General features: G+C 47.7%; 16 protein-coding genes. 9 read left to right on the top strand and 7 right to left on the bottom strand.

The features are described 5' to 3' along the window. Positions 1-11: 11 nt before the first annotated feature. On the top strand, positions 12-1,031 hold the full coding sequence (locus GA693_RS06155; RefSeq protein WP_160241228.1) for an alpha/beta hydrolase: 1,020 nt from the start codon (positions 12-14) through the stop codon (positions 1,029-1,031). Positions 1,032-1,056: 25 nt separating this feature from the next. Here the strand turns inward: GA693_RS06155 and GA693_RS06150 are convergent, their stop codons facing one another. The 4 genes from GA693_RS06150 to aceR form a co-directional block, all read right to left on the bottom strand. Next, positions 1,057-2,235 (bottom strand): benzoate/H(+) symporter BenE family transporter, encoded by a 1,179-nt coding sequence (locus tag GA693_RS06150; protein ID WP_127798830.1) that lies wholly within the window; start codon positions 2,233-2,235, stop codon positions 1,057-1,059. A 108-nt stretch (positions 2,236-2,343) separates the two neighbouring features. Further along, positions 2,344-2,997 carry a leucine efflux protein LeuE gene (leuE, locus tag GA693_RS06145; RefSeq protein WP_104489198.1) on the bottom strand — a complete coding sequence of 218 codons (654 nt, stop codon included), beginning with the start codon at positions 2,995-2,997 and terminating at the stop codon, positions 2,344-2,346. A 91-nt stretch (positions 2,998-3,088) separates the two neighbouring features. Continuing rightward, a complete protein-coding gene (gene tal, locus GA693_RS06140; protein WP_160241229.1) occupies positions 3,089-4,072 on the bottom strand; it encodes a transaldolase in 984 nt (327 codons plus the stop codon). 95 nt (positions 4,073-4,167) lie between these two features. Beyond that, on the bottom strand, positions 4,168-5,058 hold the full coding sequence (gene aceR / locus GA693_RS06135; RefSeq protein WP_005178622.1) for an HTH-type transcriptional regulator AceR: 891 nt from the start codon (positions 5,056-5,058) through the stop codon (positions 4,168-4,170). Between the two features lie 98 nt (positions 5,059-5,156). Here aceR and aceI point away from each other — a divergent pair, with 98 nt between their 5' ends. Continuing rightward, positions 5,157-5,591 carry a chlorhexidine efflux PACE transporter AceI gene (gene aceI, locus GA693_RS06130; RefSeq protein ID WP_160241230.1) on the top strand — a complete coding sequence of 145 codons (435 nt, stop codon included), beginning with the start codon at positions 5,157-5,159 and terminating at the stop codon, positions 5,589-5,591. Positions 5,592-5,695: 104 nt separating this feature from the next. Here aceI and GA693_RS06125 read toward each other — a convergent pair whose 3' ends face one another. Then, positions 5,696-7,207 carry an acetyl-CoA C-acetyltransferase gene (locus GA693_RS06125; protein ID WP_045795462.1) on the bottom strand — a complete coding sequence of 504 codons (1,512 nt, stop codon included), beginning with the start codon at positions 7,205-7,207 and terminating at the stop codon, positions 5,696-5,698. Positions 7,208-7,449: 242 nt separating this feature from the next. Between GA693_RS06125 and GA693_RS06120 the strand changes: the two genes are divergently transcribed. The 5 genes from GA693_RS06120 (at position 7,450) to dnaX (ending at position 13,968) form a co-directional block, all read left to right on the top strand. Further along, positions 7,450-8,841 (top strand): 3-oxoacyl-ACP reductase, encoded by a 1,392-nt coding sequence (locus tag GA693_RS06120; protein ID WP_160241231.1) that lies wholly within the window; start codon positions 7,450-7,452, stop codon positions 8,839-8,841. 165 nt (positions 8,842-9,006) lie between these two features. Further along, on the top strand, positions 9,007-9,861 hold the full coding sequence (locus GA693_RS06115; RefSeq protein ID WP_104489202.1) for a MaoC family dehydratase: 855 nt from the start codon (positions 9,007-9,009) through the stop codon (positions 9,859-9,861). A 68-nt stretch (positions 9,862-9,929) separates the two neighbouring features. Continuing rightward, the gene (locus tag GA693_RS06110; RefSeq protein ID WP_160241232.1) at positions 9,930-11,195 is read left to right on the top strand and encodes a serine hydrolase domain-containing protein; all 1,266 of its coding nucleotides are present in this window, start codon (positions 9,930-9,932) and stop codon (positions 11,193-11,195) included. Positions 11,196-11,266: 71 nt separating this feature from the next. Further along, a complete protein-coding gene (locus GA693_RS06105) occupies positions 11,267-11,710 on the top strand; it encodes a copper resistance protein NlpE N-terminal domain-containing protein (RefSeq protein WP_160241233.1) in 444 nt (147 codons plus the stop codon). A gap of 146 nt (positions 11,711-11,856) precedes the next feature. Next, a complete protein-coding gene (dnaX, locus tag GA693_RS06100) occupies positions 11,857-13,968 on the top strand; it encodes a DNA polymerase III subunit gamma/tau (protein ID WP_160241234.1) in 2,112 nt (703 codons plus the stop codon). 24 nt (positions 13,969-13,992) lie between these two features. Here dnaX and GA693_RS06095 read toward each other — a convergent pair whose 3' ends face one another. Both GA693_RS06095 and GA693_RS06090 read right to left on the bottom strand, forming a co-directional pair. Continuing rightward, positions 13,993-14,430 (bottom strand): acyl-CoA thioesterase, encoded by a 438-nt coding sequence (locus GA693_RS06095; protein ID WP_016659060.1) that lies wholly within the window; start codon positions 14,428-14,430, stop codon positions 13,993-13,995. A 72-nt stretch (positions 14,431-14,502) separates the two neighbouring features. Beyond that, on the bottom strand, positions 14,503-15,663 hold the full coding sequence (locus GA693_RS06090; RefSeq protein ID WP_160241235.1) for an iron-containing alcohol dehydrogenase: 1,161 nt from the start codon (positions 15,661-15,663) through the stop codon (positions 14,503-14,505). Positions 15,664-15,781: 118 nt separating this feature from the next. Here GA693_RS06090 and GA693_RS06085 point away from each other — a divergent pair, with 118 nt between their 5' ends. Both GA693_RS06085 and murB read left to right on the top strand, forming a co-directional pair. Further along, positions 15,782-16,288, top strand: coding sequence for a low molecular weight protein-tyrosine-phosphatase (locus tag GA693_RS06085; RefSeq protein ID WP_005178601.1), 507 nt, complete (start codon positions 15,782-15,784; stop codon positions 16,286-16,288). Positions 16,289-16,303: 15 nt separating this feature from the next. Further along, a complete protein-coding gene (gene murB / locus GA693_RS06080) occupies positions 16,304-17,341 on the top strand; it encodes a UDP-N-acetylmuramate dehydrogenase (RefSeq protein WP_160241236.1) in 1,038 nt (345 codons plus the stop codon). Positions 17,342-17,343: the final 2 nt, after the last annotated feature.

Raw genomic sequence — 17,343 nt, 5'->3', positions numbered from 1 at the left:
AGATGGGTGAAATGAAGTATCTGATGTTAAGTCTGTGCATGAGCTTGCTGCTGGTGCTGAGTGGCTGCCAAAGCACAGCCGGTAATAGCCGTATTATTGCTGGCGCATTTAATCTGACCACCCAATTGCAACAGAAACTGATGGATCGGGATGCACCGCAGCAGGTGCGGGTGCTGGAAAATATCCAGTATCAGCAAGATCCGGATTTAAGCATGGATGTCTATTTGCCAGCACAGACACCTGATGATACCGGATTACGCCCGGCCGTGGTCTGGATTCATGGCGGTGGCTGGATTTCCGGTTCCAAAGCCCATGCGCGCGGTTATTTTAAACGGCTGGCAGATGCCGGTTATCCGGTGTTTTCACTGCAATATCAACTGGCGCCAGCGGCGACTTATCCCACCCAGTTACACCAGATTAATCAGGCACTGGCCTATATTCAGGAACATGGCGCGCTGTTTGGTGTTGATGCCGAGCAACTATTTCTGGCTGGAGATTCTGCCGGTGCCAATCTGGCCAGCCATTATGCAGCCTTGTTGAGTAATCCGGAATTTACCGCGCATTCGGAATTTGTGCCGGTTCTGGCCTTAACACAGCTGAAAGGGGTGATTTTGCACTGCGGGATTTATGATTTACCGTATTTTATTAAAACCGCGCCGGATGAAATCAAAATTGTCGAGTGGGGCATTTATAACATGGTGCAGGCCTATACCGGCGACCGCAAACAGGATGCGGAATTTCTGCAGCAGATTTCACCGATTCAGCATATTACTCCCGCGTTTCCACCGGTATTTTTAAGTGGCGGCAATAAGGATTTTCTGACTGATACTCAATCTTTACCGCTGTTAGAGGTGTTAAAGCAGCAGCAGGTGCCAGTAAAAGCAATATTTTATCCCGACTCTAAACGCTGGCTGATTCATGAATATCAGTTCTTAATGCATCTGCCCGAAAGCCAGCAGACTTTTGAGCAGACCCTGTCATTTCTGGCCGATTATAGTAAAGCGGATCAGACAGATAGATCCGCGCCCTAAAATCTGCTGGTCATCATGTTAGTCTTTAGGATTTGGCTTTCCAGGGAAATTTCATCACCAGTAACACCACCACACCGCAAACCAGTCCCCAGAAGGCCGAGCCAATGCCCCAGAACTGGATGCCTGAAGCGCTTAGTAAAAAGGTCATTAATGCGGCTTCCCGGTCATCGACCTCTTTAAAGGCAATAAAGGCGTTATGGCCAATGGTGCCAAACAGGGCGATACCGGCCAATGCAGTAATCAGCACTGCCGGAAAAGACATCAGCAGGCTGGTTAAGGTGGCGGCAAACAAGCCCATCAGGATATAAAACAGGCCACAGCTCATGCCGGCAATATAGCGTTTTGATGGGTCCGGATGCACCTGATGATCCAGACTAACGGCGGCACTAATCGCTGCAATATTCACGCTATAACAGCCAAAAGGCGATAACACGGCCTGCGCGGTACCGGTCCAGCCGAGCAACTGATTAACATGCGGCTGATAGCCGTAGCTTTTAATAATGGCGATGCCGGGCAAATATTGAGAGGCCAGATTAATCACCAGCAACGGTAAAGCCAGACCCAAAATCGCGGGCAGGCTAAATTCCGGACTGATCCACACTGGTTGTGCCAATGACCAGCTCACCACAGGAAAATGGAAATCCAGTACCAGTGGGCACAGCAGCATCGCCGCGATTACGGTCAGTACAATGCTATAGCGTGGCCAGAAGCGTTTTGACAGTACATAGGCTGCCAGTAAAGACAGAATAAATGCCCATTCATGTTGAATACTGGCGAACAAGGCAATACCAAATTTCAGCAGCACGCCGGCCAGCATGGCGCTGGTCAGGCTTTGTGGAATATAACGAAACAGACGTTCAAAAATACCGAAAAAGCCCAACAGTGCAGTCAGCACGCCACACACCAGAAAAGCCCCAATAGCCTGATTCAGACTATAACCACTGCCCGTGGCAATAATCAGGGCCAGCCCGGCGGTTGACCAGGACGTCGACACCGGATATTTGAATTTCCATGAGAGCAGCAAGCCCGACAGGCCAATGCCCAGACCCAAAGCCCAGAACCAGGAGGTAATCTGTTCGGCTGTGGCCCCTAAAGTTTGCGCCGCCTGAATCACCAGTACGGCAGAAACACTAATACCAATTAAAAAAGTGATAAATCCAGCAAAAACAGCCGGAATAGAAAAATCATGTATAAGCTTTTGCATAATCTGTTGCACAATAAAAATGGGAGAGAAAGCCGATAAATCATACGCCTTTCAATGGCCATCTAAACGCTCAAATCTTTATCAGAAGTTAAAAATTTTGCTTGATTTTTATAGGGTCGAGCTGGCCAGTTTTAAGCCAAAACCACAAAACAGCAGGCCAACTGCGGCCACACCGGTCGCGGTAAGGCGGTAATTCCGGTTGAAATAGGTTGCCAGTTTCATTCCGGAAAAAATCAGAATTGACAGATAACTCATGCTGATGATTTGCAGAATAATGGCCAGCAGGGTAAAGGTCAGCGCCGGATAAGGATAGGCCGGATCAACAAATTGCACAAAAAAAGACAGATAAAACAGAATCGCTTTCGGATTTAAAATACTAATGGTTAATGCGGTGCGAAAAGGATGAACCTGTTCTGGCGTACTGCTGCTATTCTTGGTTTGAGTCGAGCGGCTTTTCTCGGGCTGCCAGGTGCGATAGGCGGCAATCATCAGACGTATGCCCAAATAACTTAAATACAGCGCGCCAATCATTTTCAGCGCTATAAACAGCCATGGAAAACTGTGTAGCACGGAGGCTGCGCCAAAGGCGGTACACAGGATTAAAATCAGGTCACCGGTATAAACGCCTAAAGCGCCCAGATAGCCGGCTTTAATGCCAAAGCGTGAGGCAATTGACATCACATATAAAGAGTTGGGGCCGGGCAGGATCACAATTAAAATGGTTCCAATAATGAACGTCATTACGTCAGTGATACCAAACACAGGAAATCCAGAGAACTAAAAAGGCCGATGCAGCATTATATAGCAACATCGGCCTGGAATACGCGCACAGCGGCGCGGCTAAACAGAAAAATTAAGCTTTAATTTCGGCATCAATACCAAAGCCTTGGCGCAATAACTGGCTTAACTGTTCACGCGCTTTAATAAAGCCATCAATACCGCTTTGCAGTAACTGGAAGGCCATTAAGTCATGTTCCAGCTGCTGTTTAAATTTCTCTTTTGTGATCGGCTCCAGCTCGCCTTGAGCTTCAATCGTGTTACTTGAGAGTTGTGCTGTGACTTCACGCTCATCCTGTTCCAGTTCGGCCAGCAGGTTGGGTGAAACGGTTAACAGGTCACAACCGGCCAGCGCCAAGACCTGATCAATACTGCGGAAGCTGGCACCCATGATTTCAGTCTTCACCGCATGCTGTTTGTAGAACTGGTAAATCTTTTTCACGGACAGCACACCCGGATCTTTTTCAATTGGGTAGTACATGACATTTTCGGCTTTTTTGTACCAGTCCAGAATACGCCCGACAAAAGGGGAAATCAGCGTGACGTTGGCATCAGCGCAGGCATGTGCCTGATGCAGACCGAATAGCAAGGTTAAATTGGTATGAATGCCTTCTGCTTCCAGCTGTTTTGCGGCCTGAATGCCTTCCCAAGTTGAAGCAATTTTAATCAGGATGCGTTTCTGATCAATACCATATTCTTTATATAGCGCCAGCAGTTCTTTGGCTTTGGCAATAGTGGCATCTGTATCATAAGACAGCGAGGCATCTACCTCAGTCGATACACGGCCATCAATCAGTTTAAGAATTTCTACCCCGAACTTGACGGTTAAAATATCAATGGTGCGTTCAATCAGTTCGTCTTGCTGATAACCTTCTGCTTTGGCCTGATCAAAGGCTTCGGTTAAAAGCGGTTTACTGTCGGCCTGTTCAGCCGCCGCGGTAATTAAAGACGGGTTGGTTGTTGCATCTAAAGGACGAAACTTTTCAATGGCAGTTAAGTCACTGCTGTCGGCCACAATAGTTGTTAAGCGTTTTAATTGGTTTAAGGCGTTCTGTGTCATTGAATCCGCTTCTCTAGTTGTTCGGTTATTGCTTATGCAATTATTTATAACACAAACTGGATTTAACCCAAGTGAAAAGCGTTACAGATCAGTGTCTAATTTGTGCTTTTTCGTTGATTGCGCAAGTGATTAATCAAAAAACGAGCAGCCAGCCCCAGTTTGCTTTCACGGCTCCAGACCAGATCGACAAAATATTCAAACTTGGGCGAGAAATCCAGAAAGTCCAAAACCTGTAGTTGCTGCTTTAAGTTCGGGTTTTCATTCAGCATTTGCAGCGGCAACACACCCCAGCCCAGACCCTGTAAAATTAACGAGCAGGCAGTATGATGATTATCAGTGCGCCAGTACTGTTTGGAAAATAACAGTTCCGGCTGAATACGACGGTCACGGCTGGCCACCACAATTTGCCGGCTGTGCAAAATAGCTTCAAAGCTGACCGGTGCCTGTTGAGCCAAGGCAAAATCTCGGGCCGCCACCGGCACCAAGGCTTCGCGTTTCAGTTCTACAAACTGCTCGCCACTGTCGAGCTGTTCACGTTCAAACATCACTGCCAGTTGCGCCGACTGTTCGACCAGCATGTGCATGGCATCTTCCTGTGGCGCTGAAAATATATTGATCTGTAGCGTTGGAAATTCCTGCTGCAGCAGGGCAATGTATTGGGTCCAGTCGCTATGAATCAGCTCGGAAACCACCACAATATTCAGTTCTGATTCCAGCCCTTCACTTAACGCTGCGGCATGCTGTTTCCACTGGTTCATTTCAACCAGCAGTTGCTCGGTCTTTTCATACAGGGTTAATGCCTGTGCGGTCGGCACCGGTTCACGCCCGATGCGTTGAAATAGATTCAAGTTCAGGTCAATTTCCAGATTGGCAATTGACATACTTACTGCAGATGGCACTTTTCCCAGTTGCCGCGCCGCTGCGGAAAAAGAACCGCATTCAATCACGGTTTTAAAAATGATCAGCTGTTCCTGATTCACATTCATGGGCAGTAACCTGTCAATAATATTGAAAGATTCTAACTCGATTTGTCGATAATTTAAAAATAAGATGGCGACAATTGATGAAATGGATAAGGTTTAACATGCTGCTGTCGAAAAGAAGATTAATTCATGCCTTGAGTTATGAACTGATTTTACTGGTGATTATTGCCCTAGCTTTAAGCCTGATTTTCAAGATGCCGCTGGAAGTGACCGGTAGCCTGGGTGTGGCTATGGCAGTAACCTCGGTCTTGTGGAATATGCTGTTTAATCATTTTTTTGAAAAATTTGAAGCACGCAGACAGCTCAAGCGTACGGTGAAAGTACGGATTTTACATGCCATTGGTTTCGAAGGAGGCTTAATGTTAGCCACCATTCCAATGGTGGCCTATGCCATGCAGATGAGTCTGCCCGAGGCCTTTTTGCTGGATTTAAGCCTGACCTTATGTATTCTGGTCTATACCTTTATCTTCCAGTGGGGTTATGACGCGATTGAGGTATGTTTGGGCTATGCACCGGCCTATCGTGAGTCTGTTTAAAATACGTCTGATGAATTTAAGAGCAGACAATAAAAAGGTAATAAAACGTCCATAAAAAAAGCCACTGCACCAGGCAGTGGCTTTTTCAGTGAAGGCAGGGGAAATTACTTCTCGACAATCGCTGTTACACCTTGACCGCCTGCAGCACAGATTGAAATCAGCACACGACCTGAACCTTTTTCATTCAGCAGTTTGGCAGCAGTCGCCAGAATACGTCCGCCGGTTGCAGCAAATGGGTGACCAGCAGCCAGAGAAGAACCTTTTACGTTCAGCTTGTTACGATCAATTGAACCCAATGGTGCTTCTAGACCTAAGCGATCTTTACAGAATTTTGGATCTTCCCAGGCTTTTAAGGTCGACAGCACTTGTGAAGCAAAAGCTTCGTGAATTTCATAGTAGTCAAAGTCTTGTAGAGTCAGACCGGCACGTTCCAGCATCCGTGGTACGGCATAGGCTGGCGCCATAAGCAGGCCTTCTTTCTTCTCGACAAAATCAACTGCAGCCGTTTCCTGGAAGGTTAAGTAAGCCAGTACGTCATGACCATTGGCTTTGGCCCATTCTTCAGAAGCAAGCAGAACACAAGATGCACCATCGGTCAGTGGGGTTGAGTTGCCTGCGGTCATGGTACGCGCATCACCTTTACCAAAGGCTGGTTTCAGTTTAGCCAGTTTCTCTACTGAAGAATCCGGGCGCAAGTTGTTGTCACGCTCTAAACCTAAGAATGGTGTGATCAGGTCATCAAAGAAACCTGCTTCATAGGCGGCTGCCATTTTCTGGTGTGAAGATGCAGCAAGTTCATCCTGCGCTTCACGCGAGATGCCCCATTCCAGCGCAGTAATCGCCTGATGGTCACCCATTGACAGACCGGTACGTGGTTCACCATTTTTCGGTGCATCCATCAGGTCTTTGATATTGATTTTGGTCAGCGCTTTTAAGCGGTCTTTACCGGTTTTGGCAATATTCAGCTCCAGCAGGGCTTTACGTAAACCGTCACCAAAAGCAATCGGGGCATCGGAAGTGGTATCGACACCACCAGCAATACCGACTTCAATTTGGCCCAGAGCAATTTTATTGGCCACTAAAAAAGCTGCCTGCAAACCGGTTCCACACGCTTGCTGAATATCGTAAGCAGGTGTTTCAGGAGCCAATTCAGTGTTCAGTACACACTCACGAGTCATGTTAAAATCACGGCTGTGTTTGAGTACGGCACCGGCAACGACTTCACCGAGGCGTTGGCCTTCTAAACGATAACGTTCTACCAGACCATTTAAAGCGGCGGTGAACATATCGATGTTTGAGGCAGTGAAGTAAGCGCCATTTGAACGTGCAAATGGAATGCGGTTACCACCGATAATCGCAACGCGACGGACAGTGTTTTGGCTCATGGTATTATCCTGTTGACCAGATGTTTCAGTTGTAGTTTCAGAAGGAGGAGGGGTTGTACTTTTTTTACGGGTAGATGCCGCACGGGTGCGTGCAGGTTTAGCCGCAGGGTTTGCTGACGAATTTGCCGTGCCAGAACTTTTGGTTGTACGCGTTGTACTTTTTGATGTATTTGACACAGTTTCTGTAGCAGAATTTTCGACCGCCGGATTTTCTTGAGTTGTTTTGCTCATAAGGCTTTTCCAAGCATGTTGATGATCTTCTTAGGGGTTACATTAGCATAATCTAGAATAGCCTGAATTGACTACAATGACATTGCAGAATGCTTTCAGGTCAAGTCATCTGTATATGATCTCAAGTATTATTCATAACAAACTGATCGATCTATTGAAATACAAAGTATCTGACATCATATTGAAGCTAAAGGATAACTTTAGATCAATCACAAATTCATTTTGTCTGAGAGATAATAATCATGACTGACCAATACCAAGCTTTTGCAAAATCTCCAATTGGTAAATTTGTCATTAAAAATTTAGGCCTGCCATCCCCAACTTTCCTTGAGCGTTTTGACAGCGCCACGCCTGTGGTCAAGGGTGCAGTTTTGTTGGGCGCAGCGCCGGAAAGCACATTATCGGGTGCAATTGCCCAGGTCCTGGCCAATATCCATGCCAACAGCTATGCCGGCAATAATGCAGAATTACAGCAGGCTGCTGCACAAGCCGGTTTAAACCTGTGTGCTTTTAACGCGGGCGATAAAGAATCTAAATTTAAAGCGGTGGTCTTTGATGCCTCAGGCATTCAGAACTCTGAACAGTTAAATGCGCTCTATAACTTCTTTAATCCGGTGGCGCGCCAGATTCAGGCCTCTGGCCGTGTAGTGGTGATCGGCACCACGCCAGAAACCGCCAAAACGGTAAAACATGCAATTGCACAGCGTGCGCTGGAAGGCTTTGTTAAATCGGTCGGGAAGGAGTTTAAAAAAGGCATTGCCGCCAATCTGATTTATGTTGATGACGGCGCTGAAGCGAACCTGGAATCGAGCTTACGTTTTGCCTTGTCACCGCGTTCGGCTTATGTATCGGGTCAGGTGATTCGTGTTTCTAAAGCAGACACGGTCGATGTGGATTGGGCTAAACCACTAGCAGGTAAAACCGCGGTTGTGACTGGTGCCAGCCGTGGTATTGGTGAAGCGATTGCGCATGTATTGGCACGTGATGGCGCGCATGTGATTTGTCTGGACGTACCACAGCAACAAGCTGACTTGGACCGTGTTGCCTCTGAAATTGGGGGTTCAACCTTGGCAATTGATATTACCGCCGCTGATGCGGGCGAGGAGATTAAAGCGGCAGCTGCTGCACAGGGCGGTCTGGATATTATCGTGCACAATGCCGGTATTACCCGTGACAAGACACTGGCCAATATGAAGCCTGAACTGTGGGATCTGGTGATTAACATTAACCTGGCTGCGATTGAACGCGTGAACGACTATCTGCTGGAAAATGACGGTCTGAATGCCAATGGCCGTATCATCTGCGTATCGTCTATTTCAGGGATTGCCGGTAACCTGGGCCAAACCAACTATGCAGCATCAAAAGCAGGCGTGATTGGAGTGGTGAAATATACGGCACCGGTGCTGAAAAATGGTGTGACTATTAACGCTGTGGCTCCGGGCTTTATTGAAACCCAAATGACTGCGGCCATTCCGTTTGCCATTCGTGAAGCGGGCCGCCGTATGAACTCGATGAGTCAGGGCGGTTTACCGGTTGATGTCGCAGAAACCATTGCCTTCTTTGCCTCAACTGCATCTACCGGTTTAAATGGTAACGTGGTGCGTGTTTGTGGTCAGAGTCTGTTAGGGGCTTAATATATCCCTCACTCGGAATCCCCCCTAAAATCCCTCTTTAATAAAGGGGGACTTCTCCTCCCTTTTTGAAGGGAGGTCGGGAGGGATTTGAGGGAATTAAAATAGAAAACCCAATTCTTATTAAAGAAAGGGTGATTTAAAAGATAAATATTCCAAAGGTTCAGTATGAATACTCGCCATTTTAGTCAACTTCCCAAGCCGTATTTAGCCTATCCAAAAGTGATTCAGGGCTTAATTTTTAAAAAGCCGAAGGGTGAAAAAGTTCTGCCGCAAGTTGAATATGTAGTGGATTCATTCAAGGTCGACCAGAAGCATCTGAAAGCCTATAACGAAGTCTGTGGTTTTAAAAATAACGGCTATATTCCGGCCATTTATCTGGCGGTGTTATCGCAAAGCCTGCAAATGCACATGATGACTGCGGAAGCTTTCCCATTTCCGATTTTAGGTCTGGTGCATATCCGCAATCAGCTCAAGCAATACCGTAAAGTTGGCGTGAATGAGCAGCTGACTTTATCCTGCAAGTTTGGTGAATTGCAGCCACATGACAAAGGCGTACAGTTTGATTTTATCACCACTGCTAAAGTTGGTAATGAAGTGGTGATGGAAGGTTTAACCACCTATTTGTCGCGTCAGAAAAGTGGCAACAAGCCCGCGGCCAAAGCAGCAGAAAGTGCCGTACCGGATTATGTACCGGCAGGACAATGGGATGTGTCGGAAAATACCGGTCGTCGTTATGCGCTGACATCGGGAGATTTTAACCTGATCCATATTCATGCGTTAACCGCCAAAGCCTTTGGTTTTAAACAGGCCATTGCACACGGCATGTGGAGTAAAGCCAAAGCGCTGGCCAATATCCAGTTGCCAGATGCGTATGAAGCTGATGTCTGGTTTAAGTTGCCAATGTATCTGCCATCTCAGGTGGAATTCTTGACGGCGCAGCAGGCGCAAAATACTGACTTCCTGATTCGCAGCAAAAAGAATCAGAAGCCGCATGTCAGCGGTAGCATTCGCCCACTTTAAGTCATAGCGCCTAAGTCCAAACCGGATTTGGGCTTTTTCATTGTTCACCATATTGCTGGAAAGGATGCATGAACAGCGTAAAAGATTATCTGCGTGCAGATATTCAGAATTATCGTGGTTCAGTGGAAGAACCATTTAAAGATTTGGCCCATCTATTTAGCCGTTTTCAGGATGCCCGCTCAACGCAAGGCGGCGCTGCGCTGGTGGTTTCTTTTCAGGGTCATAAAGTCGTTGATATTTATACCGGTCAAAAATCTGCCAATGAGGCCTGGCAGCCGGATAGTCTGTCGGTCTGCTATTCTACCGGAAAAGGCGTGCTGGCCACGCTGGCACATATTCTGGTGAGTCAGGGGCGGCTGGATTATGATGTGCCGGTGGCTGAATATTGGCCAGAATTTGCAGCGCAGGGCAAACAGCAGCTGACTTTAAGAGAGATGCTGTGCCATCGCAGTGGTTTATACGATATCCGTAACCTGATTGCCGATGCCTCGGAAATGGCCGACTGGTCGCATATGCTGGAGGTCATTGCCGCGGCCAAACCGCGTTTTCTGCCGAACAGTGATGCAGCCTATCAGCCCCTGACCTTTGGCTGGCAGGTCGGTGGTGTCTTGGAAAAAGCCTGTAATGAAAGCTTGGCTGTATTGATGCAGCGTCATTTAAGCGAGCCATTGGAATTAAACGGAGCTTATTTTGGCGTGCCGGTAGAGGAATTAGCGCGGGTGGCGCGACCGTTTGCCACATCTCAGCCCGCCCAATCTGCCCAGCTTCCCAAAAAACAGGCTGCTGCTAAACCTGCACGTACCGCATCGCCTTTAGAAAAGCTGCTGGCCTTCAGTGGGCAACATCCGCAAGATTTTCAGGATGCCATGATTCCCAAAGGCATGAAGAAATTTTCATTCTTTAGTGATGCCGGTTTACAGGCGATTGTGCCGGCAGCCTCCGGGGTATTTACCGCGCAAAGTCTGGCCAAAATCTATGCCATGCTAGCGCAGGGTGGCCAATGGCAGGGGCAACGACTGATTTCACCACAGGTGTTTCAGGCCTTAAGTCAGGTGCAATATACCGCCCGTGACCGGGTGATGCCGCTGCCGATGCATTGGCGTTTGGGCTATCACCGCATTCTGAGCCTGGGCAAGTCGGCATCTTCGGGCTTTGGTCATATTGGTTTTAATGGTTCGGGTGCCTGGTGTGATCCAGAGCGGAATTTAAGTTTTGCTTATACCCATAATTTTCCGACCGGTTCCATCACCGGCGATTATCGCTTGTGGGGATTAACCCAGGAAACCTTACGCTGTGCCGATGGTGTGTTAAAAGGCCGTAAGGGCTGGTTTTAAACAGTTTGAGATGATTTTTGGTCCAGCCTTGTGCTATGTTCTGGCACTAGTCAATTTGATGTTGTGCAAAGATGAAAAAAGTCATTTTGATTCCGCTGGTGGCCAGTTCAGTTTTACTCGGATGTCAGGATCAAAACTCAACTCAATCCCAAACCGTGGTGGAATCTAAGACCGCAATTCCTGCGTGGGTTGGTGAGTTCAAAGGCACCACGCCTTGTATGGACTGTTTATCGCGCTGTGATGATTGTCCGGGAATGGCAGTATCTTTAGAACTTCATCAGGATGAAACCTATACCTTGGTGCGTGAAAGTATGAGCGGGCACAATGCGCCGGAAGTGATTCAAGGGCGGATTCGCTTTGCAGATGCGTCGCGTCAGCAGCTTGAACTGCTGCAAGTCAACACCCGAAATTTGTTATATGTCGATCTTGAGAAACAATTGCTCGAGATTCGTGTAGATCAAACAGGCAAACGCTATCAAATGCAAAGTGATTTTATTCTGGCCAAGTCTGTTTAAATACTGGCTAATCATTTGCTAAATATACTGATTTTTAATCCCTTTTTTGCTGGCGCGAACAAGGGATTTTTCTTTGGAAGCGCCCGTCATTTATTTCACTATTTACTAAAAAAACAGTATGCTTAGACCTGTAAAAAGGAGCATACATGTATCAGGTACTTGCGCGTAAATATCGTCCACGTAATTTTAATGAGCTGGTGGGGCAAAATCATGTTTCTCGTGCACTGACCAGTGCCTTAGAGCGTGGCCGTTTACACCATGCCTATCTGTTTACCGGGACTCGTGGGGTCGGGAAAACCACCATTGCGCGTATTTTGGCCAAATGCCTGAACTGTGAAACAGGAGTGACCTCCACACCGTGTGAAGTTTGTCCGACCTGTAAAGCGGTCAATGAAGGCCGTTTTATTGATTTAATCGAGATTGATGCGGCATCACGTACCAAAGTGGAAGATACCCGCGAACTGCTCGATAACGTACCGTATGCACCGACACAAGGCCGCTTTAAAGTCTACCTGATTGACGAAGTGCATATGCTCTCGACGCACTCTTTCAATGCCTTGCTAAAAACGCTGGAAGAACCGCCAGAGCATGTTAAATTCCTGTTTGCCACCACCGATCCGCAGAAGCTTCCGATTACGGTCATTTCACGCTGCCTGCAATTTACCTTGCGTCCTTTGGCAGTAGATGAAATTACCGAGCACCTATCTTCAATTCTCAGCAAAGAGCAGATTCAGGCCGAGCAGGATGCAATCTGGCAAATTGCTGAATCGGCACAAGGTTCATTACGGGATGCCTTGTCCTTAACCGATCAGGCCATTGCCTATGGTCAGGGTGAAATTCATCATCAGGATGTCAAAGACATGCTGGGGCTGATTGACCGCACCATTATTTATGACCTGATTCTGGCGATTCATCAGAACCAGACTGCGCGCGTGAGCGCACTGTTAATGCAGTTCCGTCAGCAGGCACTGGATGTATCACTGGTGCTGGATCAGCTGATTTCGACTTTGCATGAGCTGGCCTTATTGCAATATCTGCCGGATTTAAGCCTGAAATATAGCGCCGAAATTAACCAGAAAATTACCCAGCTGTCGCAGCGCATTTCGGCTCAGGATTTACAGCTGTATTACCAGATTGCCAGCAAAGGTCGCGCAGATTTACAGCTGGCGGTTACCCAGGAGCAGGGCTTTGAGATGTGCGTGCTGCGTCTGCTGGCTTTCCGTCCCTTACAGCCAAATGAAGTGCCCTTGACGCAGGTCAGCGCACAAAGCAACGCAGTTGCTGTAGCACCGGCCGCTGAGTCAGCTACCGCGCAGCCTGAACCGGTGCATCCCGTTGTTTCAGCTGAGGATGAATTAGAAGCTGAAACTGCTGCTATAAACCCACCCGTTGCTGAACCATCATCAGATGATTTTCTGCAGGATGAAGCGTTAGAGGTTGCTGAAGTTGCATCTCCATCCGAACCAGACCATCCGGTGACTACACCGGCAGAAGCGGCATCTGCGCAGATGATTTTTGATCCGGCGGCAGATGAAGTGCTGTTTGATTTAGATGAAGATGATCGTGCTGATCAGCCGGAAACGCAGGATGAGGCCAGCAGTGATGATTTCCTGTTTGATGAAATTGCCCCTTTACCAGAAACGGCCGTTGCGCAGCCGATTCAACAGCCTGCTGAACCTACAGCACCGGTTTCGTCTGTCGCACAGCCTGAGCTGACACATACGTTGGACTCCAGTCCGCAAGACAGTTTATTTGCGCAGCCAGCGCCGACGCCATCCGCCAACCAACCTGTCGTTGCTGCTGTAGACAATACCGCCATTTCACGTGCTGATCAACGCCTGATGCCGCAAGATATTCTGCAGCTGCCGGTACAGTCCCTAGAGGGCGACTGGAGTGTAGAAAAATGGGAATACTGGTTCCGTAACAGTGATTTATCACCTGCGGTTCAGGAACTGGCCCAACATGGCCTGATGACCGGTCAGATTGAAGCTGAGTCGGTTTTTCATATTCCGGAGCAGTATCAGCAATTATTAAATTCGCAGTTACAGCATTTAGAAGCAGCGCTGAAACAGCAGTGGCCGAACAGCTTCCTGAAAGTACAATATGGACAGGTCACAGAGGTGACGCCGTATAGCTTGCAGCAGGAACGTAAAGTACGTGCCTATCAACGCGCCAGTGAGCTGCTGCATCAGGAGCCGGTGGTTAAATCGCTGCTCGAAAGTTTTGATGGCGAACTGCAGAATATCCAGTTGAAATAACCACCATCAGACCATTTCAACCGTTTACTGAGAACGCAGATAAGGTAACAGGGCATCCCGCATTTCGCTTGGAATCGGGGTGCTTTTACGTTGCTGCGCATCGACAAAAACATGCACCATATGTCCTTGAGCTGAAGCCTGCTGCTGATGCTGCTTGAAAATCGCCAGATCATATTTTAGTGAACTGTTGCCCAGCGCTGCAATCGCCACACCGACCTCAATCACTTCTGGATAACTCAGCTCGGCTAAAAAGCTGCAGCCAGAGTCTACCACCAGCCCCATAATCTCGGCCTGATGAATATTCAGTCCGGCTTTCTCAATCAGCAGCGCATTGGCAGCGGTATCGAAGTAGCTGTAATACATGACATTATTGACATGACCATACATGTCGTTGTCTGACCAGCGGGTTTGAATCGGTAAAAAGAAGGTATATTGATCGCGGGTTTTGGCTACCGGTTTCATAAAAAGACGTCATCCCTGAATAGATCGAAAATTTATATTTTTGATTTACCACAACTTTAAATAGCTTCAGCCTTATTGATAAATCGCCTGATAGATGGCCAGCGCATCCTGTTTTTCCATGTCGCGTGGATTATTTTGCAGCAGGCGGGTTTGTAACATGGCATCCTCGGCCAGCTGTTCCAGCATGTTTTCAGGTACATTCAGGGCATTCAGTTTTAAGGTCAGACCACTGCGGTCCAGATAGTTTTGCATGTGGTCAATAAACAGATCACACAAGCCATCTACACAGCCTTTGCTGGATGGGTCGAGCAAGGTCATCAATTCGGCATACTGCTGCTTGGCGGCTGGTGCATTAAATTTCAGCACTTCGGTTAAGACCAGCGCATTGCTGTGCCCATGCGACAAATGAAAATGTCCACCCAGCGGATAGGCCAGTGCATGGACTGCTGCCACCGGTGCATTGGCAAAGGCCTGTCCGGCCAGCATCGAGCCGACCAGCATATTCTGACGGGCTTCCATGTTGTTACCATCTTTTAGCACCAGATGCAGATTCTGGTTCAGCAGTTTAAGTGCCTGAATCGCCAGCATATCGGCATAAAAGTTCTTTTTGTGTTTGGAGGTATAGGCTTCAATGGCATGTACCATCGCATCAATACCGGTGGCGGCGGTAATGTGTGCCGGCAGGTTTTGGGTAAAGTTGGCATCTAAAATGGTGACATCGGCATATAGGGCAGCAGATACAATGCCGGTTTTGGTGGTTTCGCCGGTGGTGACAATGGAAATGGGCGTGACTTCCGAGCCAGTGCCGGCCGTGGTTGGAATTAGAATAAGAGGCAAACGCGGTTTTTGCGCCTGATTGATGCCATACATCTCATGCAATTGCTGTTTCTGTTCAGGATGGGCCAGCAGGGCAATAATTTTAGCCACATCCAGCGAGCTGCCGCCCCCAAAACCAATGACTGTATCTATCTGGTTTTGCCGGGCGAATTCGGCGGCTTCCAGCACAATATGTTCCGGTGGATCGGCCTGTACGCTAGAATAAATGCAGTAATTACATCCTGCAGCTACGAGAATTTCCAAAACAGGCGCATGCAATTGTAATTGCACCATCCCCGGATCGGTCACCAGCAGCACACGTTGATTGTTCTGTTCAGTCAGGAGGGCTTTGAGCTGTTGGATGCTGCCCAGTCCGGCAATAATGTTGGGCACAGTCTGGAATTGAAATGGGCTCATACGCTTTATCCTTAATTTTTATACTTAAATCAACATTTATCTATAGTGACAATATAGGATTCATCCTGCAAATAACTTAACATAAGACACTTTAAAAGAAAGCAGTTTTGAGGTTGTTATGTCATCCAGAACGCCATACAAGGTGTTATGTGTCTGTTTGGGCAATATCTGCCGTTCACCTACCGCGGAAGTGGTGTTCAGACATTATTGTGATGCACAGCAACTGAATATCTGGGTCGATTCTGCCGGCACCAGTAATTATCATCCGGGCAAAGCACCCGATGCGCGCAGCCAGCAACATGCTTTGCAGCGTGGCTATGATTTATCTGCCTTGCGTGCCCGTCAGTTAACCACGCGCGATTTTCTAGATTTTGATCTGATTCTGGCGATGGATCAGGAAAACCTGCAAAATATTCAGCATCTAAAACGTCATGCAGCCGAAGAATATGGCGCAGAACTGCTACGTGCCAAAGTGGCGCTAATGAGCGAACATGATCCACAATATCCACGTCATGAAGTGCCTGATCCTTATTATGGCGAAGCCGATGGCTTTGAACGCGTGCTGGATCAGTGTGAATCCAGTGCACAGGCCTGGATCAATATTTTAAAAACAGAATTGGCTTAAATCAGGTTTAAGAATATGAACATTCAACATCAGGTCCAGCTTAAGCCTTTTAATACCTTAAATCTGGCTGCAAATGCGTCTCATTATATTAAGGTACATTCCACCGATGATTTAATTGCGGCCTTAAATTATGCCAAGTTGCAGCAGCTGAATGTGCTGATTTTATCGGGCGGCAGTAATATGCTGCTGCCAGAGCAGATTCAGGCGCTGGTGTTACATATGGATATTCAGGGCATTGAATTCCTGAATGAAGATGACAATTTCAGCACCATTCGCGTCGGTGCGGGTCAGGTCTGGCATGATTTTGTGCTCTGGACCACCACGCAGCAGTTATTTGGCCTGCAAAATCTGGCCTTAATTCCCGGTCTGGTCGGTGCATCGCCGGTACAGAATATTGGTGCCTATGGGGTTGAGGTCGGTGAATTTATTGAATCGGTACAGGTTTATGACCGCTATAACGGTCAGTTTAATTCGATTCTGGCCAGTGACTGCCATTTTGCCTACCGTCACAGTATTTTCAAAGAAAATCCGAACCGCTATATCATCACCCATGTCACGTTCAAGCTGCGGAAACAGCCGGACTTGAAACTGAATTATGGCGATTTAAAAACCGCGGTGGGTGATGAGCAAACCGCGGAAAACCTGCAACGCCAGGTGATCCAGATCCGTCAAAGTAAACTGCCAGATCCGCAGCAATTTCCAAATGTTGGCAGTTTCTTTAAAAATCCGGTGGTGACTGCCGCGGTCTATGAAAAGCTGGCGATTCAGTTCCCGAACATGCCGCATTATCCGCAGCCCGAAGGCCAGGTCAAAATTGCAGCTGGCTGGCTTATTGATCAGGCTGGCTGGAAAGGGAAGCAGCTGGGCATGGTTGGTATGTTTCACAAGCAGGCACTGGTGCTTGTCAATTATGCCAATGCGACCCTGGCCGATGTTCAGGCAACATATCAGGCAGTACAGCAGGACGTGTACCAAAAATTTGGGATACACTTAGAACCAGAACCGGTGCTGTTTAATGACGCCGGGCTGATTATTCCCCACAATACCTTTTAATC

Source organism: Acinetobacter indicus (genome assembly GCF_009914475.1).
Classification (GTDB): Bacteria; Pseudomonadota; Gammaproteobacteria; order Pseudomonadales; family Moraxellaceae; genus Acinetobacter; species Acinetobacter indicus.
Note: the sequence above shows the minus strand (reverse complement) of the source record. Positions and strands in the feature narration are given on the sequence as shown.